Source organism: Kitasatospora sp. NPDC057904 (assembly GCF_042887925.1).
Classification (GTDB): domain Bacteria; phylum Actinomycetota; class Actinomycetes; order Streptomycetales; family Streptomycetaceae; genus Kitasatospora.
In genome coordinates, this window is sequence record NZ_JBHVOL010000004.1 from 422,145 (window position 1) to 446,395 (window position 24,251).

A 24,251-nucleotide genomic window follows, 5' to 3' on the forward strand; every position below is an offset into this window, starting at 1 on the left:
GGCCTACAGACCCCAGGGCCCGAGCTTCTCCGGGTTGCGGACCGCCCAGATCCGGGTGACCCGGCCGTCGGCGACGTCGAACGACGCCACCGTCATGACGACGCCGTCGCGCCGGGCCACCAGGCCGGGCACGCCGTTGACCGATCGCTCCAGGAGTTCCAGCCCCGGCGCCTTGTCGGCGATGGCGAGCATGTACTGGGCGATCAGCGCGCCGCCCTCGACCGGGCGCAGGACGGTGCCGACCAGCCCGCCGCCGTCGGCGGTCATCACGGCGGCGGGGTCGAGGACGGCGACGAGGGCGGCGACGTCCTTGTCCTCCCAGGCCTTCTTGAGGCGGCGGATGGTGTCGGCCTGCGCGGTGGCCGTTCCGGGGGCGGGAGGGGCGCCCACCCGTCGCCGGGCGGAGGCCGCCAGTTGCTTGCAGGCCGCCGGGGTGCGGCCGAGGACGTCGGCGATCTCGGCGAAGGGGTAGCGGAAGACGTCGTGCAGGACGAACGCCACCCGCTCGGCGGGCGTCATCGACTCCAGGACGACGAGGAAGGCCATGGCCACCGACTCGTCGAGGACGATCTGGTCGGCGAGGCTCTCCTGGCCGTTTTCGCGCTGGGGACGGTCGGGCAGCGGCTCCGGCAGCCAGGCGCCGACGTACCGCTCACGGCGGGCCCGCGCCGAGCCGAGCACGTCCAGGCAGATGCGGCCGGTCACGGTCGTCAGCCACGCGCCGGGGGACACGATCTCGTCGCGCCGGCCGCCCGGCAGCGCGTACCAGCGGGCGTACGCCTCCTGGACGGCGTCCTCGGACTCGGCGAGGGAGCCGAGCAAGCGGTAGGCGATGTTGAGCAGTTGGCGCCGCTCGCCGGCTATGCCGTCCTGTGCCGATCCCATGGTCTTCGGCCTTACCTTTCCCGGGCCTGCGTCGTCGTGTTCGTGAGACCTTACTGAAGAGAGGACCGAGACATGGCGACGCAGGCGACTCCCGTGCGGCGTACGTTCCCGTTGGTGCGGATCGCGATCGCGCTCCAGACCCTGACGATCTTCCTGCAGGCCGCGTCCGCCGGGCTGCTGCTGACCGCGTCCTACGGGGAGACGCTGCACAGCGTCGGCGCCCGCGTGATGTACGGGGCGTCGATGCTGTACGTGCTGGCGGCGGTGCTGGCGTGGAAGCCGGGCGGCGGCCCGGTGCGGCCGGTCTGGGAGGCGTCGGGCTTCCTGGTCCTCGCGTCCGTCCAGGTCGTGCTCGGCGTGGCGCACGTGCCGTCGGTCCACCTGCCGTTGGGCGTGGCGATGTTCGGGTTGAGCGTGCTGGCGCTGGCGCGGCGGTGAGCGAATGCCTGGGTGCGCGAGAAGTCGATGAGGCCGACTTCTCGCGCAGCGCGCCCGTGGGGGTGGTCACTTCACGAAGCGAGACCAGTCGGCCGGTTGTCCGGGGTCGAGCTGGCGGAGCTTGTCGAGGACCTTCGGGTCCTGGGCGTCGAGCCAGTCGGCGACCTGGCGGAAGGAGACGCAGCGGACGCCGTCGCGTTTGCACACGCTCTTGATCACGTCCTCGACGGCCTGCATGTAGATGCCGCCGTTCCAGGTCTCGAAGTGGTTCCCGATGAAGAGCGGGGCCCGGCTCCCGTTGTAGACGCGCTCGAACCCGGCGAGGTAGCTGTCCCGGGCCTCCTTCTCCCAGGCCGGGTACTTGGCCGGGTCGCCCTTGGTGCTGTCCCCGGACTGGCCGGCGAGGAAGTTGTAGTCCATGGAGAGGCCCTGCGAGGACCTCGCAGGGAATGGCAGCAACTGAAGCGGGAAGTTCCAGATGCCCTCCTTCTTGATCGGCCAGACCTGGAACTCGCCCTTGGAGCTGGCGTCGTAGCGGAACCCGCTGGCCTTCTCGGCCACGAGCAGGTTCCGCTGGCCCTCCAGGCAGGGGGCGCGACCGCCGACCAACTCCTTGGTGTAGTCGAAGGGGAGGGGCGGGAGGTCTTTGTAGCCGGTGTTGGTCTTCCAGTTGGCGACGAAGGAGACGGCCTGGTCGAGCTCGCTCTTCCACTCGTCGGAGGTCCAGTCGCCGCCGCCGTTCGGGCCGCAGAAGTGCCCGTTGAAGTGGGTGCCGATCTCGTTACCGTCCAGCCAGGCGAGGCGTAGCTGTTCGAGGGTGTCCTTGACGTGGGCGTCGGTGGCGAAGTCGATGGAGGCGGAGCCGGGGTCGTGCTGGGGCGGCTGATAGAGGGTGCGTTTGGATTTGGGGAGGGTGTAGATGCCGGTGAGGAAGTAGGTCATCTGGGCGTTGTTGGCGGCGCCGAGCTCGCGGAAGCGGGAGAAGAGGTGCTCGTCGCCTTCGAGGGCGCCGTCCCAGGAGAAGACGACGAACTGCGGGGGCTTCTCGCCGGGTTTGAGCTTCTCGGGGGTGGGCTGCTTGGGCTGGGGACCGGTGTAGGAGGTCGAGCCGTCGCCGAGCACCTTGACCTGCCCGTCCCAGGTCGGAGTTGGGGAGGGAGATGGGGACGGGCTCTCGGCGGCCGGGATCGGGGCGGGGTTCTCGGCGGGGGTCGTGCCGGCGGCGGTGGGTCTGCCCTGGGAGTCGGGCCCTCCCGCAGCCAGGGCGAGAGCCGCGAGGACCCCCACCGCCAGCAGACCGGCCGTGCCGCGAGAGACCCGCACCGTACCTCCGAGAATAGATCGACAGTTCGATCATCAGAACACTTCGATCGGCACCTGTCGAGGCTGGAGTGGTGTGGGTGAAGGAGTTGAACTGGCAGGCAGCTGTCGGACGTTGAACTATGACCGACGGTTGCCCAGGTCGACCGCTGTGACTGCCGAGGGGCCGGGGGGAGGTTCGTAACGGAGGTGTCGCTAGCGTTGTGACCGTGATGGTCGACCGGGGTGCGGCTCACGATGCCACGCTCCGTGCCGGTTGGATGTGAGGACACATCCGATCCGGTGCTCAGACGTGTGCCATCCACCCTATGGCGGAGAGTAGATGAAGCTGCAGGTCGTGATCCACCGGGCGCGGTTGGGGCGTGATGAGTTCAGGGTCATCCGCCCAGCCCAGCCACTGCTGCGCGCGGTACTCGTCGATCGTGACCGGTGCTGGGACGCCTACGTGGATCAGGATGCCGCGCGGAGGATCGCCGCGCTGTGGATGCTCGCAGCCCGCTCGCCGCGCTCCTTGATCCACGTGCCGATGCGTACCAACCGCCCACCGGCACGTGAGGTGCCGGACCAGGCCGGGTTCCAGGTCGATCTCGTGTTGCTGCACCATTCACTCCAGTTCGCCCCCTCCCGCTGGAAGCAGGTGCGCGGCCGGCTCGGCTCCGGCCGTCCACAGACCGTGGACCTGCCCTGGGCCGGACTTCCGGACGATGCGGCGATCGACTACGAGGCACGCCACCACCGGGAGAACCGGGACCTCTTCCACCAGCACCTCCACGCCGAGACGCTGTTCATGACCGGCAGTGCGAAGGTGTTCAGGGAGACCGCCGGTCACTTCCTCGAAGTTGCCGGCGAGGGACCCGGTTACATCCGGGCTCACCCGAGCGACCGTCACTTCTGTACCGAACTCCACAGTCTCGACGGGGTGCTGGGAAACGCACGCGAGCTGCACATCGAGTACTGCGATCAATGGGACTCGTGATCTTGAAGCTGCCGGGCGCGGGCGCTGGCGCTGTGCGTCATTGCTCGTGGCGACTGTCTCGACCTTGAGCAGCCCGCGGGCCGGTCGACTGCGTCTGGCAGTCGCTCGGCTGTGTGTGCCGGCGGAAGGCCTCGGCGGAGGCGCGGGTGTAGAACCGCCGGATCCGGTCGGAGGAGCCGGGGACGCGGAGGTAGTCGCGGCGGGTGTGGTCCCAGATGCCCCAGCATTCGAGGAGGAGGAAATGGGGGCTGCGGGAGTCGATGAGGCGGATCTCGTAGGTGTCGCTCACGGGGTTTCGTTTCTGTGCACCCAGGTCAGGGCCCGGTCGTAGGAGTAGAAGCGAAGCGGCTCGGGCCGGGGCGGGAGGGCGCGGACGAGGCGGCGGGTGCGGTGGCTGTAGATGACCCAGGTCGGGCAGGCGGAGTTGGCGGCCCGGATGATCGTGAAGCGGCGGGCGGTCACCGGCGGGACACCTGGACGAAGCCGCCGGCCTTCTCCACCTGCCGGGAGAACTCGTGGAACTCGCCGTCGATCGGAGAGATCGTGGCCCTGCTGGGGACGAGCAGCGCGCCGGATCGGGCGGAGCGGATGCGCTGGAGGGCGATCTGGAGCTGCGGCCGGGAGTCCGGGGGCGCGTTGAGGTTGTCGTCGATGACGGTGAGGCAGACGCCCCAGTTGAAGGCGAGGGCGTACTCCTCGCAGCTGCGCATTTCGAGCTCGGGGAAGGCGGGGCCGGCCTTGGTCAGGTAGATCACCGCTTGGAGGCGCTCGGGGGCCTCAACTCGGTGGGTGTGAAGGGTGCGTGGGGGCGTGCGGCCGTTCAAGGTCCGCTCCTCTCCGTAGTGGAACGACTACCGGCAGCGCCCACTGTCGTCTAAGCTCGGGAACCGTTCAACTTGTCTGCGTATCAAGTGGAATTGAGCGTGACCCGTGAACCGCAAGGATCTTGACCCGACGTCATCCCCTCGCGAAGCCTTCGGTGCGCTACTTCGCAGCTCACGCGAGGCGATCGGCTGGACCCAGGAAGACCTGGCGGAAGCCATGGGGTACTCGGACAGCTACATCTCGGCCGTGGAAACGGGCCGCAAATCCACCAGCCGCGACTTCGTCAGGGCGGCAGACCAGGCGCTCGGGACCGGCCAGACACTGGAGTTGATGTGGGTCGGGATGAGGAGGAAGGGCTTCCTGGAAGGCTTCCCAGAGCACGCTGCGCAGGAGGCACGTGCGTCGGAGATCAGGATCTTCGAGCCGAACCTCATTCCTGGGCTCTTCCAGACCAAGGCCTACGCTTCGGCGAGGGAATCGGCTTCGGTACAACGAGGAAGCAGCACGCAGGACCAGGCTGAGGAGCGAATGAGGTTCCTCGTCGCACGGCAGCGGCTTCTCAAGCGCCCAGAGCCGCCGATCGTCCACGCAGTGATAGACGAGAGCGGCCTTCGTCGCCCAGTGGGAGGCGTTGCGACCATGCGCGCCCAGCTCGATCACCTGGCTGAGATCGCGTCCAAGCCTTACGTGATCTTCCAGGTGGCCCCGTTCAGCCTGGCTGAGCACGCCCCGTTCCGTGCGTTCGTCACGTTGTTGACGTTCGCCGACCGTTCTGTGGTCGGCTATACGGAATCTGCGGATCAGGGGTACGTCGTCCGGGAAGACGGGACTGTCAGAACCTGGGAAAGGGCCTACGATCGGTTGCAGGTAGAGGCGTTGACCAGAACCGCAACCCTCGATCTGATCCACAAGGCCCGAAAGGAACTTTGACCCATGACTCGCCAAGACCTGTCCCGCGCTACCTGGTTCAAGTCGTCGCACTCGGATAACGGCGGCTCCTGCGTCGAGGTCTCGCCTGACCTCCCCGGTGTCGTTCCTGTTCGCGACTCGAAGGACCCGAACGGGCCTGCTCTCGTCTTCCCTGCCGATGCATGGCAGTCCTTCGTCGCCGCGACCGCTGGCGGAGAGTTCGGCGATATCTGACGCGCACTCTGGAAGGAGCTTCGATGACGGCCTTCGGCCTCACCGGTACCCAGTGGGTGAAGAGCCGCTACAGCGGCAACGGTGGCAGCTGTGTTGAGGTGGCTCCCGGATTGCCCGGTGTCATGCCGGTCCGCGACTCGAAGGACCCTGACGGGCCTGTCCTCGTCTTCCTCGCCGAAGCGTGGCGCTCGTTCGTGGCCGCGACCGTCACTGGTGAGTTCGGTGGCATGGATGCGTGACATGGAAGGGGCTTCGATGGCGACCTTTGGCCTGGCTGGGGCTCGGTGGGTGAAGAGTAGTTACAGCAGCAACGGGGGGAACTGCATCGAGGTCTCGCCCGACCTCCCTGATGTTGTTCCCGTCCGCGATTCGAAGGACCTGGAAGGGCCCGTGCTCGTCTTCCCCACCGAAGTGTGGCGCTCGTTCGTTGCTGCGACCGTCACTGGCGAATTCAGTGAGATCTGATGCGAGATCTGGAAGGAGCTTCGATGGTGATCCCTGACTTGGCCGGGGCGTGGTGGGTGAAGAGCCCATACAGCCAGAACGGTGGCAACTGTGTCGAGGTGGCTCCCGGCTTCCCGGGCGTGATGCCGGTGCGCGACTCGAAGGATTCCGAAGGTCCTGTCCTCGTCTTCCCCGCCGACGCGTGGCGATCCTTCGTCGCCGCGACTGCTGCCGGCGAGTTTGGCGAGATCTGATGCGAGTCCTGAAGGGAGCTTCGACGGCGACCTTTGACCTGGCCGGTGCTCGGTGGGTGAAGAGCCGCTACAGCGGCAACGGCGGGAACTGTGTCGAGGTGGCCCCCGACTTCCCTGGTCTCGTGCCTGTTCGCGACTCGAAGGACCCGAACGGGCCTGCCCTTGTCTTCCCCGCCGACGCCTGGCGATCCTTCGTCGCCGCGACTGCCGCCGGTGAGTTCGGCTCCATCTGATGCTTGTCCGGGGGTGGGCGGGCCGGGTGGTCCGGCCCGCCCACCCGCAGCCCGCTCAATCCATCGGCCAGGAGTCCGCCGGGGTGTCCAGCCATGCCTGGTGGCCCTTCGGCGTGACGGTGAGTCCGAACCGTTCCGGCCCGGGCCGGCCGTTGGCGATCCACCACCGGTGAGCCGCCTCGATCTCGTCCCACAGGCGGCGCGGCCCGCGCTGGTGGACGGTGAAGACGTCCTCGTCGCTGCCATCGTGGTCAACGGCCGCCCAGGACGACCGGTCAGTGGAGGCGATCCACAACCGGTCCGCTACCCCCTCGGCCGGGGCGTCCTGCCAGGCGTGCCAGATGTCGCCGATCCGGTGGCCGATCGCGAACGCCGCGTCCCCGTGGACGACCGAGCGGCGGGGCAGCGCGGTCTCGGACACCTCGGCCTCGTGGTCGTCGCTGACGACGTCCCGGAGCAGGTCCACGTCGTCGCGTTGCGTCCGCATGAGCATGAACGAGCTGTCCGCGCTGAACCGGCCGACCGCCGTTCCGTCCTCCCCGACGGTGAGCCGCAGCAGGCCCCAGCAGATCCACGGGTTGTCCCACGGGGTGAGGACCATCCCGCCCTGCCTCGTCTGCACGATCCACGGCAATGGAATCCGCCGCACCGAACACGTGGACACGATCCGGTCGTACGGCGCGCGGATGCCCCAGCCGAGAGCGCCGTCCCCGCACACCACCTCCGGGGCGAAGCCGGCGGTGCGGAGAGCAGCCCGGGCGCGCTCGGCAAGCCCGCGATCGACCTCGATCGTGGTCACGTTGGCGTCCCCGAGATGGTGGGACAGCATGGCGCTCGTCCAGCCGGTGCCGGTCCCGATCTCCAGCACGCGCATGCCCGGCTGGAGATCGAGGGCTTCGAGCATCCGGAAGACGACCGAAGGGGCCGAGGATGAACTGGACGGCCACGCATCGGCGGGGTCTTCGGGTTCGGCTCCGTCGTTGACCTGCGTCACCACCGGTTCGTCGGCGTACGCGGCAGTGAGCCACGCGCCGAGGTCGTCCTGGCGATCCAGAGTGCGGTAGGCGCCGTCCTGGTCGATCCAGATGCGGCCGGGGAGGAACGAATGGCGCGGGGCCGCCGTGGCAGCCTTGATCCATTCGGGGGCCACGTCGTGACCGTGACTATCGCTGACGACCTGGAGCAGGCCGCGCAGGGCGGCCTGCTCCACGCCGTGCTGGTGGTTCGTCATCAGCGGTGCTTACCGCCCTTGTCAGGGCCCTGGCCGTCGGGGCTGGGCTTCGGGCCGATGACGGGGCCGCCGGGCTTGGCGTGGCCGCCGCCCTTGCCGTCGTTCGGCCCGCCCTTGTTCTCGTCTCCCAATGTCTTCTCCTACTGCCTCGCGGTCGTGGTCCGGGGGATGGGGCCGGGGTTCGGCGGTCCCGGGGCGGGCGGCTTCTCGGGGGTGGTCAACGCAGCGCTCCTCCCATGCCGGGCTCGTCCCTTCGGGACGGAATCGACAACGTTAGGGAGTAATCACGCGGTCACCCAAAGGAGTTGCACCGAGTTGCACATCAATCACGCGAGGGCGTTCATGGCCTTCGTGATGAGCGCGCGGGCAGCCTTGCCGTACACGGCATCCGACGACAGATCCCGATAGCGATTGGCGTACATCGCGACCTCGGAAGGCTGGGTGATGGTCAGATAGCCGGACACAAGCTCGACGTTGGCCTGGGCGTTGTCGAAGATCCAGAATCCTTCCACCTGCATCGACGTACGAGCCGTGTTGAAAGGGATGATGCCAAGGCTCGTGTTCGCCCGGGACGCGATGTCGATGAGGTGCCCGAGCTGTCCGGCTGCCACCTCCAGGCCGCCGATTCCGGACAGGAGCACGGCCTCTTCGATGAGGAAGGCGAACGTCCGGTACGAGTCGTGGATGATGCGTTGACGGTTCATGCGGACCTGGACGGCCGCCTCGACGTCGTCCACCTGGACGCGCCGCTTCTGTGTGGCCCGGAGGATCGCGGTTGTGTAGTCCCTTGTCTGGAGCAATCCGGGGACGATGCCGGGGGAGTAGGCGCGGAATCGCTCTGTGCGCTCGAATAGTGGCAGCACGGCCTCTTGGGCGCGCTTCAGACCGCTGCGCTCCATCCGCCTCCACTCGACGAACATGCCCTCCACGGACCTGAGGCTCGCCACCAGGTCTTCGGCCTGCTCGCCGGCGTCGCACGCGCGGCACCAGTCCCGGATGTCCTGCTCCGACGGTGCCGTGATGGCGTTCTCGATCCGGGACACCTTCGACTTGTGCCAGCCGCAGCGGAGTGCGAGAACAGGCCCGGTGAGCTCGGCCAGCCGGCGGAGCTCGCGCAGCCGGTCGGCCAGGAGCTTCCGGGCCTGCTGGACGCTCGACGATCGCGATGTGTGCATGACGCTCGACTACTCGGGCTCGTATTCCTGGTGGGGAGTTGCGAAATATCAGAGGGATTGAAGGCCGAGCCGAGGAGCGCGACCAAGTAGTCAAGTTCCCGTTCTCGGGGTCTCACCAGATCGTCGGTGAGTCGTCGGTCGGGGTGTTGGGGATGACTCCGAGGAACTGTAGGGGCTGCACGATGCTCCCGGTGGACTCGGTTCCGCGTAGTTGCACACCACTTGCCCCTAATCCCGGCGCGTACGCGTATGACGTCTCCGGGCTTTGGCCGACCTGGACGGTGCCCCTTGCGTGGTCTCCGTTCGGGGGCACGTGTCATTGACAGGGGGAACGCCGGGATGAATGCTAAGCAAGCGCTTAGTCAACGAGATGGAACCGACGCCACCCCCAGGAGCCGCCCGATGCCCGAGACGACCCCCGCCGATCCGCCCGGGCTGGATCTGGGCCTGCTCCGCGCCCACCTGGACCGCGAGCTGCCCGGCCTCGTCCAGGGCCCTCTCTCTGCCTCGCTCATCGAGGGCGGGCGCTCCAACCTCACCTACGTGCTCACCGACGGCCACTCTAAGTGGGTCCTTCGGCGGCCGCCGCTCGGTCACGTCCTCGCCACCGCTCACGACATGGGCCGCGAGTACCGCGTCATGACCGCCCTCCGCGACACCGACGTTCCCGTCCCCGGCACGCTTCACCACGACCCGACCTCGGACGTCCTCGGCGCTCCCTGGTACCTCATGGAGTTCGTCCCCGGCGTCGCTCACCGTGACCCCGCCCCCCTCGTCGCCCTCGGCGAGGACCGTGTCCGCGCCCTCGGCCGTCGCCTCGTCTCGACCCTCGCCGCCCTCCACCGGATCGACCCGGCCGCCGTCGGGCTCGCCGACTTCGGGCATCCGGACGGCTACCTCGAACGCCAGCTGCGCCGCTGGTCGAAGCAGCTCGCCGCCTCCCGCAGCCGGGACCTCCCCGAGCTCGACAGGCTGCACGACCTCCTCTCCGCCCGCCGCCCCGAGTCGCCCGCCCCCGCGCTCGTCCACGGGGACTACCGCCTGGACAACGTCCTCGTCGACGACAGCGACGCGATCGCCGCCGTCCTCGACTGGGAGATGTCCACCCTCGGCGACCCCCTCACCGACATCGGCCTCCTCGTGATGTACACCGAGGTCGCCGGCGTCGGCGGCGGCATCATCCCCGCCGCCATGACCGCCCCCGGCTTCCCGTCCAGCAAGGAAATGGTCGCCCACTACGCGGAATTGACGGGACGTCAGGCCGAAGACCTCGAATGGTACGTCGCCTTCGCCGCCTTCAAGCTCGCCGTCGTCGCCGAGGGCATCCACTACCGCTTCCGGCAGGGCGGCACCCTCGGCGCCGGCTTCGAGCGGGCCGGCGAGATGGCCCCGATCCTCGCCCGGTACGGCCTGACCACCCTGAAGGAAGCAGCCTGATGGACTTCGCCTACGACGCCCGCACGAACCAGCTCCGCGAGCAGCTGCTCGCCTTCATGGACGCGCACGTGTACCCCGCCGAGCCCGTTCTCGAAGAGCAGCTCGCCGACCCCGCCCGCCCCGCCTGGAGCGTCCCGCCGATCGTCGCGGACCTCCAGGCCGAGGCCCGCAAGCAGGGCCTGTGGAACCTCTTCCTGCCCGGCGACGAGGGCGCCGGCCTCACCAACCTCCAGTACGCCCCGCTCGCCGAAATCACCGGCCGCAGCCCCCAGTTGGCCCCGCCCGCGTTCAACTGCGCCGCCCCCGACACCGGCAACATGGAGCTCCTCGCCCAGTTCGGCAGCCCCGAGCAGCGCGAGCGCTGGCTGCGGCCCCTCCTCGACGGCGAGATCCGCTCCGCCTTCGCGATGACCGAGCCCGAGGTCGCCTCCTCCGACGCCACCAACATCGCCACCCGCATCGAGCGCGACGGCGACGAGTACGTGGTCAACGGCCGCAAGTGGTACATCACCGGCGCGATGAACCCGCAGTGCCGGATCCTCATCGTGATGGGCAAGACGGACCCGGCCGCCGCCAAGCACCGCCAGCAGAGCATGATCCTCGTGCCGCGCGACACCCCCGGCGTCACCGTCAAGCGCGGCATGAAGGTGTTCGGCTACGACGACTCCGACCACGGCGGCCACGCCGAGGTGCTGTTCGAGGACGTCCGGGTCCCCGCCGCGAACCTGATCGGCGAGGAGGGCGCCGGCTTCGCCATCGCCCAGGCCCGCCTCGGGCCCGGCCGCATCCACCACTGCATGCGCGCCATCGGCATCGCCGAGCGCGCGCTGGAGCTCATGTGCCGCCGGTCCATCGGGCGCGAGGCCTTCGGCCGGCCGCTCGCCGACCAGGGCGTCGTGCAGGACTGGATCGCCGAATCCCGGGTCCGCATCGAGCAGTTGCGGCTGCTCGTGCTCAAGACCGCGTGGCTGATGGACACCGTCGGCAACCGCGGTGCGCACACCGAGATCCAGGCCATCAAGATCGCCACCCCGATCACCGTCGAGTGGATCCTCGACAAGGCCGTCCAGGCCCACGGCGCCGCCGGCGTCAGCCAGGACACCCCGCTCGCCCAGCTCTGGGCCGGCAACCGCACGCTGCGCCTGGCAGACGGGCCGGACGAGGTGCACAAGCGCTCGCTGGCGCGCCGGGAGCTGAAGAAGTACCTCTGACCGTATGGACGTCATACCGGGGTACTACGGGCCGACTTGGCACCCCGGTATGACGGCCCAGGCCCCTCCTCACCCGTACCGTCCCTCGTGTCGAGAGACGGATCCCGAACGAGGAGGAACGGCGATGAACAGGCGAGGACGGGCCGTGGCGGCCGTGCTGCTGGCGGCGACGGCGACACTGGGCGTGGTGGCCGCACCGGCCGCGCTGGCAGCCACCGGGCAGGGCACCGCGCAGCAGGCCAGGGCCTGGCTGCCGCAGCCCACCGGGCCGTACCCGGTCGGCACGACGTCCCTGCAGCTCACGGACGACCACCGGGACGACCCCTGGAAGCCCGGGCAAGCCCGCAAGCTGATGATCAGCTTCTGGTACCCGACCACCCGGCCCGCCACCGGCAACGACCGCGCGCCGTACATGCTCCCCGCCGCCGCCGACCACTTCGGCAGCGCCGGGAGCGTCGGCCAGAGCGACCTCGGCTTCGAGCCCGGCCGCACCGACTGGGCCGGCATCCGCACCCACGCCCGCGCCGACGCGCCCTCCCTCCCCGGCGGCAAGCGGCCCGTCGTGCTGTACTCGGCGGGCTTCGGCGACCCGCGCACGTGGGGCACCGGCCTGGTCGAGGACCTCGCCTCGCGCGGCTACGTCGTCGTCACCGTCGACCACACCTACGACGCCTCCGAGGTCGCCTTCCCCGACGGGGACCTCGCCACCTCCGTGTTCCCCGCGCTGATGGCCCAGCCCGGCCTCGACATGGAGGCCCTCCTGCGCAAGACGCTGCAGACCCGGGTCGACGACACCCGCTTCGTGCTGGACCAGCTGGCCGGGCTGCGCCACGACAAGCAGCTGCCGCCCGGCCTCGCCGCCTCCCTGGACCTCGACCGGATCGGCATGGTCGGCCACTCCGGGGGCGGCTCCGCGGCCCTCCAGACCATGCACGACGACCCGCGCCTCAAGGTCGGCGTCAACCTCGACGGCCAGCTGCACTTCCCCGGCCCGGACGGCACCGGCGTCCACCTGACCAGCGTCGCCGAGGACGGCCTGACCCGGCCCTTCCTGCTCATGGGCACCCAGAACCCCGACTCCGGCAGCTATCACAAGCAGCCCGGCTGGGACGCCCTCTGGCAGCACAGCACCGGCTGGCACGCCGACGTCACCCTCACCGGCTCGCGCCACGGCTCCTACACCGACGCGCAGTCCCTGCTGCCCCAGCTCGCCCGCCAGGGCGCGATCAGCCAGGCGCAGCTGACCGAGGACGTCGGCGACGTCCGCCCGGACCGCGCGGTGCTCGCCACCCGCTCCTACGTCGCGTCGTTCTTCGACCGCTGGCTGTGCGGCCACGACGACCACCTCCTGGACGGCCCGTCGCCGCGCTTCCCCGAGATGGTCTACGAGCGGTAGTGCGCGGCCGGTGTCACGCGTGACGTGCGTGAGCGAGGTGCCCCCGGGAACCACTGGTTCCCGGGGGCACCTCGCCCACCGTCATACGCTGGGCGGGCATCGGGCGTTCTCACGATCGGATCGGCCTCATGGACATCGCCTTCACCGGCCACGTGATCGAATGGCGCGGGCCTTCCCCGTACTTCTTCGTCCCCGTGGCCGAGGAGCAGGCCGCCGACGTGCGCGAGGTCGCGGCGATGGCCACGTACGGCTGGGGAGTCGTCCCGGTCGAGGCCCGGATCGGCGGGAAGGCGTTCGCCACGTCGCTCTTCCCGAAGGACGGCGGCTACCTGCTGCCGATCAAGAACGCCGTGCGCAGGCTGCACGGCCTCTCGGTGGGGGACCGGGTGGCCGTGGAGATGACGGTGCTCCTCCAGCACCGGGCGCCGCTCGGAGGCCCGGCAGACTGAACCCCCGCCGGGCGAGGCCTCATGGCGGCGGCCGAGGAAGCGGGCGTCGAGCACGCCGTGAGCACGAGCCTGTCCGGCGACGGCGACCACCTGCCCTGCGCGGCTCGCGCACCGCCGGACGGAACGGCGGCTTCGCGAATCCGCGAGCTGGACGTCATCGCCCCGAACTAATCACCCAGCACCACCAGGCGCCCCACGCTCAGCCCGTCCGCCACCCGCTGGACGGCCTCCGCGGCCGAGGCGAGCGGGAGGCGGGCGCTGACCAGCGGGCGGACGACGCCCGTCTCGGACAGCTTGGTGAGCTCCTCGTGCGCGGCCTGGACGGTCTGCGGGGCGCGCGTGTTGTACAGGCCCCAGTGCAGGCCCAGGATCGCGTAGTTCTTCACCAGGGCGTGGTTGAGCGCGGGAGCCGGGATCTGCCCGGCGGCGAAGCCGACCACGACGATCCGGCCCTCGAAGGCGATGCACTTCGTCGAGCCGGTGAAGGCGTCGCCGCCGACCGGGTCGAAGACGACGTCGGCGCCGCGGCCTTCGGTCGCCTGTTTCACGACGGCGACGAAGTCCTCGGCCGTCCGGTCCACGACGACGTCGGCGCCGAGCGCGCGGGCCGCCTCCGCCTTGGCCGGGCCGCCGACCACGGCGATCACCCGGGCCCCGGCGGCGCGGCCGAGCTGGACCGCCGCGCTGCCGACCCCGCCCGCCGCCGCGTGCACCAGTAGAGTCTCGCCCGCGCGCAGCCGGGCCCGCCGGTGCAGGGCGAACCAGGCGGTCTGGTAGCCGATGTGCAGCGCGCTCGCCTCGGCGTCGTCCAGCGCCTCGGGGGCGGGGAACGCGGCGGCGGCGTCGAGCAGCGCGTACTCGGCGAACGCGCCGTGCGGCAGCACGGGGTTGCCGATCAGCCGCTCGCCGCGCCGGGCGCCGGCCACGACCTCGCCGCACAGCTCGACGCCGGGCGTGAACGGCAGCGGCGGGCGCACCTGGTACTGGCCGCGGACCATCAGCGCGTCCGGGAAGTTGACGGCCGCCGCGCGCACCCGGACGAGCAACTGCCCGGGACCGGCCACGGGTCGGGGCACGTCCTCGACCAGCTTCATCACGCCGAGCGGCTCGCCGAGCTCGCCCACCTGCCAGGCCCTCACAGCGCGCCGCCCTTCTCGAGTCCCTGCTGGAGCCGGTTCATCGAGCCGAGCCAGCGGTCCGGGTCGGTGGCGCGGGCGCGGTAGTACTCGGCGACCTCGGGGTGCGGGAGGATCAGGAAGCGGTCCTCGCGCAGGCCGGCGAGGGCCGCCTCGGCGACGTCCTCGGGGGCGATGGCGGTCGGCGCGAGCAGGGCCTCGCCGACGGCGCCCGTACCGGCGAGCATGTCGGTGCGCACGCCCTGCGGGCAGAGCGCGTGGACGTGGATGCCGCGGTGGCGGTAGGTCGCGGAGAGCCACTCGGCGAAGGCGAGCGCGCCGTGCTTGGTGACGGCGTACGGGGCCGAGCCGAGCATGCTGAGCAGCCCGGCGGCGGAGACGGTGGCGAGGAACCGGCCCCGGCCGCGCTCCAGCCAGCGGGGGAGCAGCAGGTCGGCGGCCCGGACGTGGGCGAGGACGTTGACCTCCCACGCGCCGGCCCAGGCCGCGGCGGGTGCGTCGGCGCCGCCGATCGGGGCGACGCCCGCGTTTGCGCACCAGACGTCGATCTCGCCGACGGCCTCGCGGGCCCGCCCGATCAGCTCGGCGAGCCCGTCGGCGGAGGCCGCGTCGCCGGGCAGGGCGGTGCCGCCGATCCGGGCGGCGACGGCGCCGGCGGCGTCCGCGTCCAGGTCGTTGACCACGACGTGCGCGCCGGCGGCGGCGAAGGCGGTCGCGAGCGCGGCGCCGATGCCGCGTCCGGCGCCGGTGACCACGACGCCCTGTCCGGTGAAGTCCTGTCCGTCGAAGCCCTGTCCGTCGAAGGCGCTCACATGCCACCGCCCAGCGTCACGCCGCCGTCCAGGACGACGGTCTGGCCGGTGATCCACCCGGCGTCGGGGGAGAGCAGGAAGGCGACGGCGCCGGCGATGTCCTCCGGCACGCCGAGGCGGCCCAGCGGGTACTTGGCGGCGACCTTCTCCTCGCGGCCCTCGTACAGCGCCTCGGCGAACTTCGTCTTGACGACGGCGGGGGCGACGGCGTTGACCCGGATCCCCTGCGGGCCGAGCTCGGCGCCGAGCTCCGCGGTGAGCCGGATCAGCGCGGCCTTGCTGACGCCGTACATGCCGATGCCGAGCGAGGCGCGGATGCCCGCGACGGAGGCGACGTTGACGATCGACCCGCCGTGCTCGCCCATCCACGCGGCGTGCACCCGGCGGGTCCAGGCGAGCGGGGCGAGCACGTTGACGGCGAGGATCTTGGCGGCGGCGTCCTCGTCGGTGGTCAGCACCGGCCCGTAGACCGGGTTGATCCCGGTGTTGTTGACGAGGTGGTCGAGCCGCCCGAAGGCCTCCAGGGTGCGGGCGACGGCCTCCTCCTGGTGGGCCGGGTCGTCGGACTTGCCGGCGACGGCGATCGCGTTCTCCGGGCCGCCCAGGTCGCGGACGGCCTCAGCCAGCGGCTCGGGGTTGCGGGCGGTCAGGCAGACCTTGGCCCCGCGGGCGACCAGCTCGCGCGCGATCCCGAGGCCGATGCCCCGGCTCGATCCGGTGACGACGGCCACCTTGCCCTTGAAGGAGTGCACCACGGAGGGTCCTGCCTTTCGCGCGGTTCGACGGGAGGAGCAACGGTGAGAGGAGCGCTGACTAAGCGCTTGCTCAGCATGGTGTCGGTGGGGGAGCCTGTCAACAGCCCACCCGGACCGTCCGGGGCCGGGGCGAACCGGGGACGTCCGGGGCGGCCGGCGCGAATGCGCGTACGAGTTCCCGGTGAGGATGATGCGAGGATGACGCCATGACCAGCACGCCCATCGCCGACCTCTGGCCCGCCCCGCCCGGCGGCACCGACTCCCGCCCCGAGGCGGCGTACCGGCTGCTCCAGGCCGCCGTCGAGTCCTTCGCCGAGCGCGGCTTCCACGCCACCACCACCCGCGACATCGCGACCGCCGCGGGGATGAGCCCGGCCGCGCTGTACATCCACTACCCGTCCAAGGCCGCGCTGCTCGCCGAGATCAGCCAGGCCGGGCACGCCGCGACGCTGGCGCTGGTCCGGCGGGCGGCGGCGGGCGAGGAGGAGCCGGCGCAGCGGATGCGGCGGCTGGTCGAGGAGTTCAGCGCCTGGCACGCGCGGGGCCGGATGGTCGGCCGGGTGGTCAACTACGAGCTGCACGCGCTGCCCGAGGACGCGTACGCGGTCGTCGCGGCGCTGCGGCTGGACATCGAGCGCGAGGTGAGCGCACTGATCGAGGAGGGCGTCGCGTCGGGCGCCTTCGCCGTCTCCGAGGTGCGCACGGCCGCCCGCGCGGTCACCTCGCTCGGCATCGACGTGTCCCGCTGGTACACCGACCGCAGCACCGAGACGCCGGAGGAACTCGGCCGCCGTTACGGCGAGTTGGTGCTGAGGATGCTCGGCGCGCAGGTCTGAGCGCCGAGCCCGCCGTTCCCGGCCTTGACCGGGCTCCCCGCGGCGAGCAGACTCGTATACGAAGTACGTGTGCCTCGTAGGTCTACAACGCAGGTGTACGCCGCAGGTGTACATCGCCGCCCGGAGCGCGCGGGCCCGACACCGCGCTGCCGCCCCGCCCGGCGAACTCCCAAGCGGTCGTGACACTCCGGAACCGAGCAAGAACGTCCAGCGAGAACCCCGCAAGATCCCCGAGCAGACCCCGCCCCGGGCCGTCCCGGCGCGGTCGTGCACCGCGCCATGAGCGGCCCGGGCGTTCCGGTCTGGAGAAGGGGAGGTGCAGTCATGCCCTTCCAGCCCTTCCAGTTCTTCGAGTCCTTCCAGTCCCGCGAACCAGCCCGTCGCGAGAGCCGGGTCCGGCCCCGCTTCTGGCTGGAGACCGCCCTCGGCAGCCTCTCCGGGCTGCTGTTCCTGATCACCCTGGTGTGGCCGCAGTGGATCGAGACCCTGCTCGGCGTCGACCCGGACGCCGGCAGCGGAGCCGCCGAGTGGCTCGTCGTCGCGCTCGCCGCGGCCGTCACCGCCGCCTGCGCCCTCGGCGCGCGGACCGAGTGGCGCCGGACGCACCCGTCCGCCGCCCGCGCCGCGCACTGACCGCGCCATCCAAGGAGGATCGCCATGACCGATCCCACACCGGCCGCGGCCCCCGCGGTGCCGCCCGGCGAGATCACCGACCTCGTCCGGCGCACCCCGCTGAGCTTCGTCGGCACCGTGACCCGCACCGGCGGTACCCCGCTGTCGACCGTGGAGGCCGACCAGCACACCGCCGTCGTCCGGGTCGACCACGTCCTGCACGCGCCCGACGCGTTCCGGCGGCTCGCCGGCAGCCGGGTCACCGTGCAGCTGAAGGCCGATGCTCCCCGGCTGGAGGTCGGCGACTCGGCCGCGTTCTTCACCGAAGGCCTGCACTACGGCGCCGACCTCGCCGTCACCGAGGTCGGCCGCCTGCCCGCCCACGCCGTCCGCCCGCACATCGCCCTCGCGGCGACCAGCGCCGACGAACTGCCGTTCTCCGCCGTGCTGCGCGAGATCCACCGGCAGGACCTCGCCGTGCACGCCCGGGAGGCCGATGCCGTGCTGCTCGGCACGGTGACCGGGCTGGAGCGGCTGGACGGGGCAGGCCCCCGCTCCGAACACGACCCGCACTGGTGGCGGGCCGGTCTCGACGTCGAGCACGTGGAGCGGGGCACGGTCCCCGACCGCACCGTCCGGGTGCTGTACCCCAACAGCCGTGACCGCCACTGGAACCACGTTCCCAAGCCCGCGGCCGGCCAGAGCGGGCTGTGGCTCCTGCACGCCACCGAGGGCGACCAGCGGGAGCTGGCGCCGTACGCGCTGCGGGACGCCGACGACTACCAGCCGGCGCACCGGCTCGCCGCGCTGCGCGAAGGGATGTGAGCCGGCATGCCCACCTTCAAGGTCGTCGACCTGACCCCCAAGGCGTTGAGCGGCGAGTCCGAGCAGGACTCCGAGCCGTTCCTCGCGGTCAATCCGGAGAAGCCCACCGAGATGGTGGCGACCGCCTTCACCTCCGACCCGATGGGCGGCCGGTTCGCGCCGGTGTACGTGTCCACGGACGGCGGGAACACCTGGTCGCTGAACACGATCGTCCCGGGCGGGGGGCGGGGCTTCGGCACGGGCGACATCACGGTGGCGTTCGCGGACCGGGGCGGTGCCCTCTACGCGGGCATCCTGAACGGTGTGGCCGCCTTCCGGCAGAACAAGACCCTCCTGCAGATCCTGCGCGCGCCGTCCGTCACGTCGACCGCCCCGATGGAGGTCCTCGTCAGCCGGGACCAGGTGGACCAGCCGTGGACCATCGCCGACACCGTCGCGAGCGCCGGCGCAGACCACGACCGCGTCCTCGTCGGCAACAACAACTTCAACCACCCGTCCCCGACCTCCCAGACCGCCACCGTGGACGTCTCCGCCGACGCCCGGACGGCCCGCGCCCCGGCCGGCTTCGCGTCCACCGGCATCGAACGGCGCACCCCGGACGGTCAGGACGGCCCGCCGGTCAGGCTGGCCCTGCACCCCGACGGCACGGTCTACGCGGCGTTCGAGAGCTGGACGTCCACGACCGCCGTCCAGGCCGTCTCCGACGTCACCTTCGACGTCGTGGTGACCCGCGACGACAGCGCCGGCGCCGGGGTCAATCCGTTCCAGGACCTCAAGGACGCCACCGACAGCAGCCCGGGCCAGCGGGTGGCGACCGGCCGCTTCGTGGCCTTCAACTCGACCCTGGGGCAGGAACGCCTCGGCGGTGACCTGACCATCGCGGTCGACCCGAAGGACGCGGACAGCGTCTGGATCGCCTGGTGCGACCGGGTCGGCGGAGCGGGCGGCACCGACAACACCCTGCACGTCCGGCACTCGGCCGACCGCGGCCAGAGCTGGGCGCAGGCGCGCCAGGACATCACCGACGTCAAGAACCCGGCGCTGGCCGTCAACTCCGCCGGCCTGGTCGGCCTGGCCTACCAGAAGTTCGCCGACAACCAGTGGACGACGGTCCTGGAGACCACCGCGGACGGCTGGAAGAGCACGCCGGAGACCACTGTGCTCCACCAGGCCCCCGCCGACGTGCCCGTGGCCGTCGGCCTGCCGTACCTCGGCGACTACATCCGGCTGCTCACGGTCGGCGCCGACTTCTACGGCGTGTTCTCGGGCAACAACACCCCCGACAACGCCAACTTCCCGGTGGGCGTGACGTACCAGCGCAACGCGGACTTCACGACCCACCAACTGCTCGACGTCGACGGCACCTCCGGCGTGGCGGTGTCGATCGACCCGTTCTTCTTCCACCGGGCCGCCTGAGCAGACGAGTTGCAGACGCCTTGGAGCGCCCGCCACGACCGGTCGTGGCGGGCGCTCCGCTGTCGGGCACGATGGCTCAGGGGATTTCACTCAGGGGGTTTCACGCGGTGGCCAGGCAGAACGCCACGAGGCCCGCGTCCACGTCGAGGATGATCTTCTCCATGTCCGCCCACTTCGGGTGGAACTCCGTTCCCCACTCGACGGTGAACCCGAGCACCCTGCCCTTCTGCGGGTCGACGAAGTGCCGCGCGAACGCGTAGTCGTCGCTGGTCCCGCTGGTCGGGTACAGGTTGAACCCGGTCTTCGGCGTGTAGACGATCCCGCGGACGCTCGCGACGCCCTGGCAGAACCGCTCGGCGAGCAGCACCTCGTTGTCGACGTCGCCCTTGTCGATGTACTCGGCGTAGTCGAGGTCGTTCGCGACGCCCCGCCTGTGGTCGAACGTCGCGTTCTGGAAGTTCATCCGGGGGTTGTCGGACTGGTTGTCGTCGTCACCCCAGTTGTAGAGCATGTCCTCGGAGTAGCTGTGCACGTCGATCAGCCAGCCGGTGCGCGGGTACTGGTCGAGCAGCCAGCGGACGTTGCGGGTCTCGGGCTCGGAGAACGCGTGCGGGCCCGCGTAGACCATCGGATCGCACGGGTTGGTCGACATGTGGGTGACGTCGGCGGCCGGCGAGAAGGCGGTGGTGAAGTCGAAGAGGAAGTCGTAGTTGCGGTTGAGGTCGACGCCGGTGCAGCCGGGGGCCGGGTTCCCGCCGCCGTAGGCCGGGTTGCGGTTCTTGCGCCACATCGGCTGGACGGTCTGGCTGTAGAGCCGGCCGTCGGGGTTGACGAGCGGGAGGAGGACGAGGTCCAGGCGCTGGAGCAGCCCGGTCACCTGGGCGGCGCTGTACGTCGCGCCGCCGTAGCCGAGGCCGGTGCCGTTCTGGTGGGCCTCCAGCAGGTCGGCGGCGAGGTGCACGAGGATCTCGCAGCTGCCCCACTCGCGGGCGTGCACGCCGCCGAGCATGACGACGGCGTCCTTGGGGAAGGGCGCGGGGGCGCCGATCTTCAGCGCGTGGATCGTCCGGTTCTCGACGGAGGTCTCGGGCAGGTCGACGAGTTGGGCGAGGCCCGGGTACGCGGTGGCGAGGTTCTCCAGCGCGGACTCGACCTCGACGATGTTCAGGTACGGCATGACGCTCTCCTCCCTGGTCAGCCGGGGAGCTTGGCGGCCAGGCCGCGCGGCACGGCGCCTTCGGCGAACCGGTTGCCGGTGCCGACCTCGGCCTGGGCAGCCCGGCCCTTGGCGCTGGCGTTCGCGATCCGGACGACCGTGACGCCCTCGCGTTCGAGGGCGGGAATCAGTTCCTCCGGGACGTACGCGTCGATGCCGACGCTCCCGTCGGGGGCGATGCTCGGGCTGCCGCCCCTGTCGGGGCGGACCTCGCGCAGGAGCGCGCGCAGGGTGTCCGCGTCCCTGGCGGTGACGCGGACGCGGAGGATGTCGTCGGGGAATGGTTCGTTGGGAACGGCGGACATCATGGCGGCCTCTTTCGGGCGCGGGGGATATGTCCGACGTGTACCTCGTATCCTCAGGATGCGCCGCCGCCGTAGAACCCGTCAAGCGGGGACGGGGGCATCCGGTCGAGCAGGCTGTCCAGGCCGGCCAGCAGCTCCGCCTCGTCGTCGAAGTCCGCGAACCGGGGCACCAGCGCGCGCAGCCGGGGGTAGTCGGCGGCGGACAGCCGGTGCAGGCCCAGGCGCAGCGCCGGGTCCGGCTCGGCCTCGTTGTCGACGACCTGGCGCTTGTCGACGAGCATGCAGCCGAGGCTCCAGGCGACGAAGGCGCGGTAGACGGTGAGCGCGGTGGAGTCGTCGAAGCCGGCCCGCCCGAGGACGGCGAGGATGTGCTCGGTGAGGTCGAGCACGGACGCGGGCCGGCGGGCCATCGGCACGGCGAGCGGGCGGGTGGCGACGAGCGGCAGGATCTCGGGGTGGGCGTGCGCGACGGCGGCGAACGTCCGCGCGATGCGGCGCAGTTCGGCGCGCCAGGCGGGCTCCGGGGACTGCGCGGAGCTGCGCAGTCGCTCGTTGACCTCGGCGAAGTAGGCCTCGATCAGTCCGTCGAGCAGCGCCTCCTTGCCGGGGGTGTAGCGGTAGAGGGCCATGGACTCGACGCCGAGCTCCCCGGCCAGGCGCCGCATGGTGAGCGCCGCGAGGCCCTCGCGGTCGACGAGCGCGACGGCCGTGCGGAGCACCAGCGGACGGTTCAGGCGTCCCCGCTTCTCGGGGCCCTCGTGTGCGCGGCTGTCGGGTGCGGGGCCGACCTGACCGGTGTCGTCCGGCCCGGGGCTGTCCTGCTCGGCCATGTCCGCACTCCTTCGCGGTGGGGGACGGCGAGGGATGTCCAGGGATACGAATCCAGGATACAAGGTAAATGTGCTACCGAAGCGGATGAACTGCTCCGATTCAGGGTGAACCGGGCGCACCGGCGAGGAGGTGCACCGCCAGCCCGCCGATCACCGCCGCGGAGGCGAGTGCTGTGAGCAGCCGGGCGCGCGGACCGGTGAGCGCCCGGCCCAGCAGGGCCCCGCCGGCGGCGAGCAGGAGCTGCCAGCTGGCGGAGGCCGCGAACGCGGCGGCGACGAAGACCGCCCGCCCGGCCGCGCCCGGAGCCGAGCCCGGAGCCGTGTCCTGCCGGCCGAGGACGAGTGCGGCGAAGTAGAGCACGGTGAGCGGGTTCATCAGCGTGATGCCGAGCAGCGTGAGGTAGGCCCTGGCCGGTCCGGGCGGTGCGGCCTCGACGGCCTGCCCGGTCCGGAACCCGGCGCGGAGCGCGGTGACGGCCGTCCGGACGGCGAGGGCGAGCAGTACCAGCGCCGAGGCGATCCGCAGCGGCCCGGCGACCGGCGTGAGCAGCGGCGCCAGCCCGGCCCCGCCGACGGCGGCGAGCAGCGCGTACAGCCCGTCGGCCGTGGCCACGCCGAGGGCCGCGCAGGCCCCGGTGCGCAGCCCGGTGCGGGCGGTGAGCGCCACGAGGTAGGCCCCGACGGCCCCGACCGGGACGGCGATGCCGTAGCCGGCGAGGAGCCCCGGGACGAGCTCGGCGCTCACGCGTGGGCGCGGTCGGGCCTCCGGCGGTGGCGGCGCTGCTGCTGGGCCCGGGCCGGGCGGGCGGCGGGGGCAAGCGGCAGCGGGCGGGCGGAGGTCCTGGTCATGCCCCGATCGTGGGGTCTCAAGTGCCCATCCGGCAACCGGTTTTCCGGGCCGTTCGGTTACGGTGGACGCACGTTGTCCGCGCCCCTGCCGGAGGAGACCTAATGACCCGTCACATCGCCCCCGCGACCGAGCTGTTGGCTGAGGCCTGGCTCTCCTGGGCGGAACGCGGCAAGGGGCTGGACGCCGAGACGTGGGCCCGGCGGACCCGGCTGCCGGAGTGGACGGTCCTGGACCTGTTCGCGCACGTCGCCCCCAGCGCCGAATCGTTCACGCAGCTGCGCTCCGCCATCGTCGACGGCCCGGCGAAGGTGGAGTCCGCTGCCGACATCCTGCGCTTCTTCAACCAGCCGGGCGGTCTCGCGCACACCGCCGCCGGGCAGGTCGCCGACGCCGCGAAGCAGACCGCCGCCGGGACGGACCCGGCCGGGCTGATCGCCCGCTTCGAGGTCGAGGGCCCTGCCGCGCTGGCCGGCTGCGCGGACCTCCCGCCCGACACCGTCGCCGCCCACCCGCTCCTCGGCACCGTGCGAATCGGCGCGCTGGCCGAGGTGGCGCTCATGGAGGCGACCGTCCACCTGCTCGACCTGATCGCGGCCGTCGGCGGCCCGCCGCCCGCCGACGCGGCCCTGCGCGCGGTCCGCGCGCTGCTCGCCGAGGTGGCCGACCCGGTCGCGTTCATCGAGGCGGCGTCGGGCCGTTCGGACGCCGCGGTGCTCCCCGTGATCCGCTGACCCGAGTCCTCGTCGGATCCTCGTCGGGTCCTCGTTGGGTCCTCCACCGCAGGTCAGGCGTACGATGTGCGCCGGAACCCCGCAAGGGGGGAATTCGGGGACGACGGGGGATGGGCCGATGTTCGACATCGCGTGGTGGATCGTGCCGGCAGTGCTGTACGGCGGCGGGTACGTCGCCAACAACGCCCGCCGGGCGCTGAAGACGCGGCACGAGCGCAAGCTGGAGCTGCTGGACGCGGCCGACCGCCAGCAGGCCGCGCTGGAGGCGGCCAAGCGCCCGCCGGAGCCGGTCTGCGGCTGCACGCACCACCTGGCCAAGCACGACAAGCAGGGCCGCTGCCACGAGGAGGTCGAGGCGCCCACCGCGTGGGACGCCGAGCGCCGGCCGGTGCAGTTCGAGCCGCGCCAGTGCAACTGCCAGCAGTACGTGGGCCCCGAGCCGCTCGGGACGGTCTTCGCCCAGGACCTCGTCGACCCGCGCTGAGCGCGACGCAGGGGAGCCCCCGGGCA

Annotated in this window: 33 protein-coding genes; 18 read left to right on the forward strand and 15 right to left on the reverse strand. The window is 71.4% G+C overall.

Annotated features, from left to right (window positions below):
• Positions 1–3 precede the first annotated feature (3 nt).
• A complete protein-coding gene (sigJ, locus tag ACFVSN_RS13535) occupies positions 4–885 on the reverse strand; it encodes an RNA polymerase sigma factor SigJ (RefSeq protein ID WP_387955085.1) in 882 nt (293 codons plus the stop codon).
• 72 nt (positions 886–957) lie between these two features.
• Here sigJ and ACFVSN_RS13540 point away from each other — a divergent pair, with 72 nt between their 5' ends.
• On the forward strand, positions 958–1,323 hold the full coding sequence (locus ACFVSN_RS13540; protein ID WP_380444040.1) for a hypothetical protein: 366 nt from the start codon (positions 958–960) through the stop codon (positions 1,321–1,323).
• 66 nt (positions 1,324–1,389) lie between these two features.
• Here the strand turns inward: ACFVSN_RS13540 and ACFVSN_RS13545 are convergent, their stop codons facing one another.
• Positions 1,390–2,646, reverse strand: a complete 1,257-nt coding sequence (locus ACFVSN_RS13545; RefSeq protein WP_387955087.1) for a hypothetical protein — start codon at positions 2,644–2,646, stop codon at positions 1,390–1,392.
• 319 nt (positions 2,647–2,965) lie between these two features.
• Here ACFVSN_RS13545 and ACFVSN_RS13550 point away from each other — a divergent pair, with 319 nt between their 5' ends.
• Positions 2,966–3,619 carry a hypothetical protein gene (locus tag ACFVSN_RS13550; RefSeq protein WP_380502721.1) on the forward strand — a complete coding sequence of 218 codons (654 nt, stop codon included), beginning with the start codon at positions 2,966–2,968 and terminating at the stop codon, positions 3,617–3,619.
• A 37-nt stretch (positions 3,620–3,656) separates the two neighbouring features.
• Here the strand turns inward: ACFVSN_RS13550 and ACFVSN_RS13555 are convergent, their stop codons facing one another.
• From ACFVSN_RS13555 to ACFVSN_RS13565, 3 genes are read right to left on the reverse strand one after another with little or no spacing between them, the layout of a single operon-like run.
• On the reverse strand, positions 3,657–3,908 hold the full coding sequence (locus tag ACFVSN_RS13555; protein ID WP_387955089.1) for a hypothetical protein: 252 nt from the start codon (positions 3,906–3,908) through the stop codon (positions 3,657–3,659).
• On the reverse strand, positions 3,905–4,081 hold the full coding sequence (locus tag ACFVSN_RS13560; RefSeq protein ID WP_387955091.1) for a hypothetical protein: 177 nt from the start codon (positions 4,079–4,081) through the stop codon (positions 3,905–3,907). The genes ACFVSN_RS13555 and ACFVSN_RS13560 overlap by 4 nt, the downstream gene beginning before the upstream one ends.
• On the reverse strand, positions 4,078–4,443 hold the full coding sequence (locus ACFVSN_RS13565) for a hypothetical protein (protein WP_380444049.1): 366 nt from the start codon (positions 4,441–4,443) through the stop codon (positions 4,078–4,080). Before ACFVSN_RS13565 ends, ACFVSN_RS13560 begins: the two co-directional genes overlap by 4 nt.
• 106 nt (positions 4,444–4,549) lie before the next feature.
• Here ACFVSN_RS13565 and ACFVSN_RS13570 point away from each other — a divergent pair, with 106 nt between their 5' ends.
• The 6 genes from ACFVSN_RS13570 to ACFVSN_RS13595 are packed head-to-tail and all read left to right on the forward strand — an operon-like array spanning position 4,550 to position 6,518.
• Positions 4,550–5,374, forward strand: coding sequence for a helix-turn-helix domain-containing protein (locus ACFVSN_RS13570; protein ID WP_380444051.1), 825 nt, complete (start codon positions 4,550–4,552; stop codon positions 5,372–5,374).
• A 3-nt stretch (positions 5,375–5,377) separates the two neighbouring features.
• Positions 5,378–5,587, forward strand: coding sequence for a DUF397 domain-containing protein (locus tag ACFVSN_RS13575; RefSeq protein ID WP_387955094.1), 210 nt, complete (start codon positions 5,378–5,380; stop codon positions 5,585–5,587).
• A 23-nt stretch (positions 5,588–5,610) separates the two neighbouring features.
• Positions 5,611–5,826: a DUF397 domain-containing protein gene (locus tag ACFVSN_RS13580; RefSeq protein ID WP_380444055.1), complete on the forward strand. Its 216-nt coding sequence runs from the start codon at positions 5,611–5,613 to the stop codon at positions 5,824–5,826.
• Positions 5,819–6,052: a DUF397 domain-containing protein gene (locus ACFVSN_RS13585; RefSeq protein ID WP_387955096.1), complete on the forward strand. Its 234-nt coding sequence runs from the start codon at positions 5,819–5,821 to the stop codon at positions 6,050–6,052. The genes ACFVSN_RS13580 and ACFVSN_RS13585 overlap by 8 nt, the downstream gene beginning before the upstream one ends.
• A gap of 23 nt (positions 6,053–6,075) precedes the next feature.
• On the forward strand, positions 6,076–6,285 hold the full coding sequence (locus ACFVSN_RS13590; protein WP_380444059.1) for a DUF397 domain-containing protein: 210 nt from the start codon (positions 6,076–6,078) through the stop codon (positions 6,283–6,285).
• Positions 6,285–6,518: a DUF397 domain-containing protein gene (locus ACFVSN_RS13595; protein WP_387955098.1), complete on the forward strand. Its 234-nt coding sequence runs from the start codon at positions 6,285–6,287 to the stop codon at positions 6,516–6,518. Before ACFVSN_RS13590 ends, ACFVSN_RS13595 begins: the two co-directional genes overlap by 1 nt.
• A 55-nt stretch (positions 6,519–6,573) precedes the next feature.
• Here ACFVSN_RS13595 and ACFVSN_RS13600 read toward each other — a convergent pair whose 3' ends face one another.
• The 3 genes from ACFVSN_RS13600 to ACFVSN_RS13610 form a co-directional block, all read right to left on the reverse strand.
• Positions 6,574–7,749 (reverse strand): methyltransferase domain-containing protein, encoded by a 1,176-nt coding sequence (locus tag ACFVSN_RS13600; RefSeq protein ID WP_387955100.1) that lies wholly within the window; start codon positions 7,747–7,749, stop codon positions 6,574–6,576.
• Positions 7,749–7,880 (reverse strand): hypothetical protein, encoded by a 132-nt coding sequence (locus ACFVSN_RS13605; RefSeq protein WP_387955102.1) that lies wholly within the window; start codon positions 7,878–7,880, stop codon positions 7,749–7,751. Before ACFVSN_RS13605 ends, ACFVSN_RS13600 begins: the two co-directional genes overlap by 1 nt.
• Positions 7,881–8,075: 195 nt before the next feature.
• On the reverse strand, positions 8,076–8,924 hold the full coding sequence (locus ACFVSN_RS13610) for a helix-turn-helix domain-containing protein (protein ID WP_387955104.1): 849 nt from the start codon (positions 8,922–8,924) through the stop codon (positions 8,076–8,078).
• Positions 8,925–9,326: 402 nt separating this feature from the next.
• On the opposite strand from ACFVSN_RS13610, the gene ACFVSN_RS13615 reads away from it, so the two are divergent.
• From ACFVSN_RS13615 to ACFVSN_RS13630, 4 genes are all read left to right on the forward strand, one after another.
• Positions 9,327–10,361 carry a phosphotransferase family protein gene (locus tag ACFVSN_RS13615; protein WP_387955106.1) on the forward strand — a complete coding sequence of 345 codons (1,035 nt, stop codon included), beginning with the start codon at positions 9,327–9,329 and terminating at the stop codon, positions 10,359–10,361.
• Entirely contained in the window at positions 10,361–11,572 is a 1,212-nt protein-coding gene (locus ACFVSN_RS13620) for an acyl-CoA dehydrogenase family protein (protein ID WP_387593981.1), read from the forward strand. The genes ACFVSN_RS13615 and ACFVSN_RS13620 overlap by 1 nt, the downstream gene beginning before the upstream one ends.
• Positions 11,573–11,696: 124 nt before the next feature.
• Positions 11,697–12,968: an alpha/beta hydrolase family protein gene (locus ACFVSN_RS13625; RefSeq protein WP_387955108.1), complete on the forward strand. Its 1,272-nt coding sequence runs from the start codon at positions 11,697–11,699 to the stop codon at positions 12,966–12,968.
• Positions 12,969–13,096: 128 nt separating this feature from the next.
• Positions 13,097–13,417: a DUF1905 domain-containing protein gene (locus ACFVSN_RS13630; RefSeq protein WP_380502669.1), complete on the forward strand. Its 321-nt coding sequence runs from the start codon at positions 13,097–13,099 to the stop codon at positions 13,415–13,417.
• A 167-nt stretch (positions 13,418–13,584) separates the two neighbouring features.
• On the opposite strand, the gene ACFVSN_RS13635 is transcribed toward ACFVSN_RS13630, so the two are convergent.
• Genes ACFVSN_RS13635 through ACFVSN_RS13645 form a run of 3 tightly spaced genes read right to left on the reverse strand, consistent with a single transcriptional unit; the run spans position 13,585 to position 16,120 of the window.
• Positions 13,585–14,556 carry an NADPH:quinone oxidoreductase family protein gene (locus ACFVSN_RS13635; RefSeq protein ID WP_387955110.1) on the reverse strand — a complete coding sequence of 324 codons (972 nt, stop codon included), beginning with the start codon at positions 14,554–14,556 and terminating at the stop codon, positions 13,585–13,587.
• Positions 14,553–15,365: an SDR family NAD(P)-dependent oxidoreductase gene (locus ACFVSN_RS13640; RefSeq protein WP_380502664.1), complete on the reverse strand. Its 813-nt coding sequence runs from the start codon at positions 15,363–15,365 to the stop codon at positions 14,553–14,555. Before ACFVSN_RS13640 ends, ACFVSN_RS13635 begins: the two co-directional genes overlap by 4 nt.
• Positions 15,362–16,120, reverse strand: coding sequence for an SDR family oxidoreductase (locus ACFVSN_RS13645; RefSeq protein WP_387593972.1), 759 nt, complete (start codon positions 16,118–16,120; stop codon positions 15,362–15,364). Before ACFVSN_RS13645 ends, ACFVSN_RS13640 begins: the two co-directional genes overlap by 4 nt.
• Positions 16,121–16,326: 206 nt before the next feature.
• Between ACFVSN_RS13645 and ACFVSN_RS13650 the strand changes: the two genes are divergently transcribed.
• The 4 genes from ACFVSN_RS13650 (at position 16,327) to ACFVSN_RS13665 (ending at position 19,809) form a co-directional block, all read left to right on the forward strand.
• Positions 16,327–16,956, forward strand: coding sequence for a TetR/AcrR family transcriptional regulator (locus ACFVSN_RS13650; protein ID WP_380494862.1), 630 nt, complete (start codon positions 16,327–16,329; stop codon positions 16,954–16,956).
• Between the two features lie 324 nt (positions 16,957–17,280).
• Complete coding sequence (locus ACFVSN_RS13655; protein WP_380494860.1) at positions 17,281–17,589, forward strand: ABC transporter permease; 309 nt, start codon at positions 17,281–17,283, stop codon at positions 17,587–17,589.
• A 24-nt stretch (positions 17,590–17,613) separates the two neighbouring features.
• Positions 17,614–18,393 (forward strand): hypothetical protein, encoded by a 780-nt coding sequence (locus ACFVSN_RS13660; RefSeq protein WP_387593970.1) that lies wholly within the window; start codon positions 17,614–17,616, stop codon positions 18,391–18,393.
• Between the two features lie 6 nt (positions 18,394–18,399).
• The gene (locus ACFVSN_RS13665; protein WP_387955112.1) at positions 18,400–19,809 is read left to right on the forward strand and encodes a hypothetical protein; all 1,410 of its coding nucleotides are present in this window, start codon (positions 18,400–18,402) and stop codon (positions 19,807–19,809) included.
• Between the two features lie 100 nt (positions 19,810–19,909).
• On the opposite strand, the gene ACFVSN_RS13670 is transcribed toward ACFVSN_RS13665, so the two are convergent.
• The 4 genes from ACFVSN_RS13670 to ACFVSN_RS13685 all read right to left on the reverse strand — a co-directional run bounded on the left by ACFVSN_RS13670 (position 19,910) and on the right by ACFVSN_RS13685 (position 22,905).
• A complete protein-coding gene (locus tag ACFVSN_RS13670) occupies positions 19,910–20,986 on the reverse strand; it encodes a M14 family metallopeptidase (RefSeq protein WP_380502658.1) in 1,077 nt (358 codons plus the stop codon).
• A 17-nt stretch (positions 20,987–21,003) separates the two neighbouring features.
• Positions 21,004–21,333, reverse strand: coding sequence for a hypothetical protein (locus ACFVSN_RS13675; protein ID WP_380502655.1), 330 nt, complete (start codon positions 21,331–21,333; stop codon positions 21,004–21,006).
• Between the two features lie 50 nt (positions 21,334–21,383).
• Complete coding sequence (locus ACFVSN_RS13680) at positions 21,384–22,160, reverse strand: TetR/AcrR family transcriptional regulator (protein ID WP_380444097.1); 777 nt, start codon at positions 22,158–22,160, stop codon at positions 21,384–21,386.
• A 100-nt stretch (positions 22,161–22,260) separates the two neighbouring features.
• On the reverse strand, positions 22,261–22,905 hold the full coding sequence (locus ACFVSN_RS13685; RefSeq protein ID WP_387955114.1) for a LysE family transporter: 645 nt from the start codon (positions 22,903–22,905) through the stop codon (positions 22,261–22,263).
• A gap of 206 nt (positions 22,906–23,111) precedes the next feature.
• Here ACFVSN_RS13685 and ACFVSN_RS13690 point away from each other — a divergent pair, with 206 nt between their 5' ends.
• Both ACFVSN_RS13690 and ACFVSN_RS13695 read left to right on the forward strand, forming a co-directional pair.
• On the forward strand, positions 23,112–23,741 hold the full coding sequence (locus tag ACFVSN_RS13690; protein WP_380502651.1) for a maleylpyruvate isomerase N-terminal domain-containing protein: 630 nt from the start codon (positions 23,112–23,114) through the stop codon (positions 23,739–23,741).
• Positions 23,742–23,859: 118 nt separating this feature from the next.
• Positions 23,860–24,225 (forward strand): hypothetical protein, encoded by a 366-nt coding sequence (locus ACFVSN_RS13695; RefSeq protein WP_380444103.1) that lies wholly within the window; start codon positions 23,860–23,862, stop codon positions 24,223–24,225.
• Positions 24,226–24,251 lie beyond the last annotated feature (26 nt).

Bases quoted from the DNA above. Each gene is read 5' to 3' on its own strand.
- ACFVSN_RS13575 (WP_387955094.1), top strand. From the start codon at position 5,378: ATGACTCGCCAAGACCTGTCCCGCGCTACCTGGTTCAAGTCGTCGCAC.
- ACFVSN_RS13585 (WP_387955096.1), top strand. From the start codon at position 5,819: ATGCGTGACATGGAAGGGGCTTCGATGGCGACCTTTGGCCTGGCTGGG.
- ACFVSN_RS13675 (WP_380502655.1), bottom strand. From the start codon at position 21,333: ATGATGTCCGCCGTTCCCAACGAACCATTCCCCGACGACATCCTCCGC.
- ACFVSN_RS13620 (WP_387593981.1), top strand. From the start codon at position 10,361: ATGGACTTCGCCTACGACGCCCGCACGAACCAGCTCCGCGAGCAGCTG.
- ACFVSN_RS13670 (WP_380502658.1), bottom strand. From the start codon at position 20,986: ATGCCGTACCTGAACATCGTCGAGGTCGAGTCCGCGCTGGAGAACCTC.
- ACFVSN_RS13615 (WP_387955106.1), top strand. From the start codon at position 9,327: ATGCCCGAGACGACCCCCGCCGATCCGCCCGGGCTGGATCTGGGCCTG.
- sigJ (WP_387955085.1), bottom strand. From the start codon at position 885: ATGGGATCGGCACAGGACGGCATAGCCGGCGAGCGGCGCCAACTGCTC.
- ACFVSN_RS13690 (WP_380502651.1), top strand. From the start codon at position 23,112: ATGACCCGTCACATCGCCCCCGCGACCGAGCTGTTGGCTGAGGCCTGG.
- ACFVSN_RS13630 (WP_380502669.1), top strand. From the start codon at position 13,097: ATGGACATCGCCTTCACCGGCCACGTGATCGAATGGCGCGGGCCTTCC.
- ACFVSN_RS13590 (WP_380444059.1), top strand. From the start codon at position 6,076: ATGGTGATCCCTGACTTGGCCGGGGCGTGGTGGGTGAAGAGCCCATAC.
- ACFVSN_RS13595 (WP_387955098.1), top strand. From the start codon at position 6,285: ATGCGAGTCCTGAAGGGAGCTTCGACGGCGACCTTTGACCTGGCCGGT.
- ACFVSN_RS13660 (WP_387593970.1), top strand. From the start codon at position 17,614: ATGACCGATCCCACACCGGCCGCGGCCCCCGCGGTGCCGCCCGGCGAG.
- ACFVSN_RS13550 (WP_380502721.1), top strand. From the start codon at position 2,966: ATGAAGCTGCAGGTCGTGATCCACCGGGCGCGGTTGGGGCGTGATGAG.
- ACFVSN_RS13540 (WP_380444040.1), top strand. From the start codon at position 958: ATGGCGACGCAGGCGACTCCCGTGCGGCGTACGTTCCCGTTGGTGCGG.
- ACFVSN_RS13625 (WP_387955108.1), top strand. From the start codon at position 11,697: ATGAACAGGCGAGGACGGGCCGTGGCGGCCGTGCTGCTGGCGGCGACG.
- ACFVSN_RS13665 (WP_387955112.1), top strand. From the start codon at position 18,400: ATGCCCACCTTCAAGGTCGTCGACCTGACCCCCAAGGCGTTGAGCGGC.
- ACFVSN_RS13580 (WP_380444055.1), top strand. From the start codon at position 5,611: ATGACGGCCTTCGGCCTCACCGGTACCCAGTGGGTGAAGAGCCGCTAC.
- ACFVSN_RS13610 (WP_387955104.1), bottom strand. From the start codon at position 8,924: ATGCACACATCGCGATCGTCGAGCGTCCAGCAGGCCCGGAAGCTCCTG.
- ACFVSN_RS13650 (WP_380494862.1), top strand. From the start codon at position 16,327: ATGACCAGCACGCCCATCGCCGACCTCTGGCCCGCCCCGCCCGGCGGC.
- ACFVSN_RS13695 (WP_380444103.1), top strand. From the start codon at position 23,860: ATGTTCGACATCGCGTGGTGGATCGTGCCGGCAGTGCTGTACGGCGGC.
- ACFVSN_RS13600 (WP_387955100.1), bottom strand. From the start codon at position 7,749: ATGACGAACCACCAGCACGGCGTGGAGCAGGCCGCCCTGCGCGGCCTG.
- ACFVSN_RS13655 (WP_380494860.1), top strand. From the start codon at position 17,281: ATGCCCTTCCAGCCCTTCCAGTTCTTCGAGTCCTTCCAGTCCCGCGAA.
- ACFVSN_RS13680 (WP_380444097.1), bottom strand. From the start codon at position 22,160: ATGGCCGAGCAGGACAGCCCCGGGCCGGACGACACCGGTCAGGTCGGC.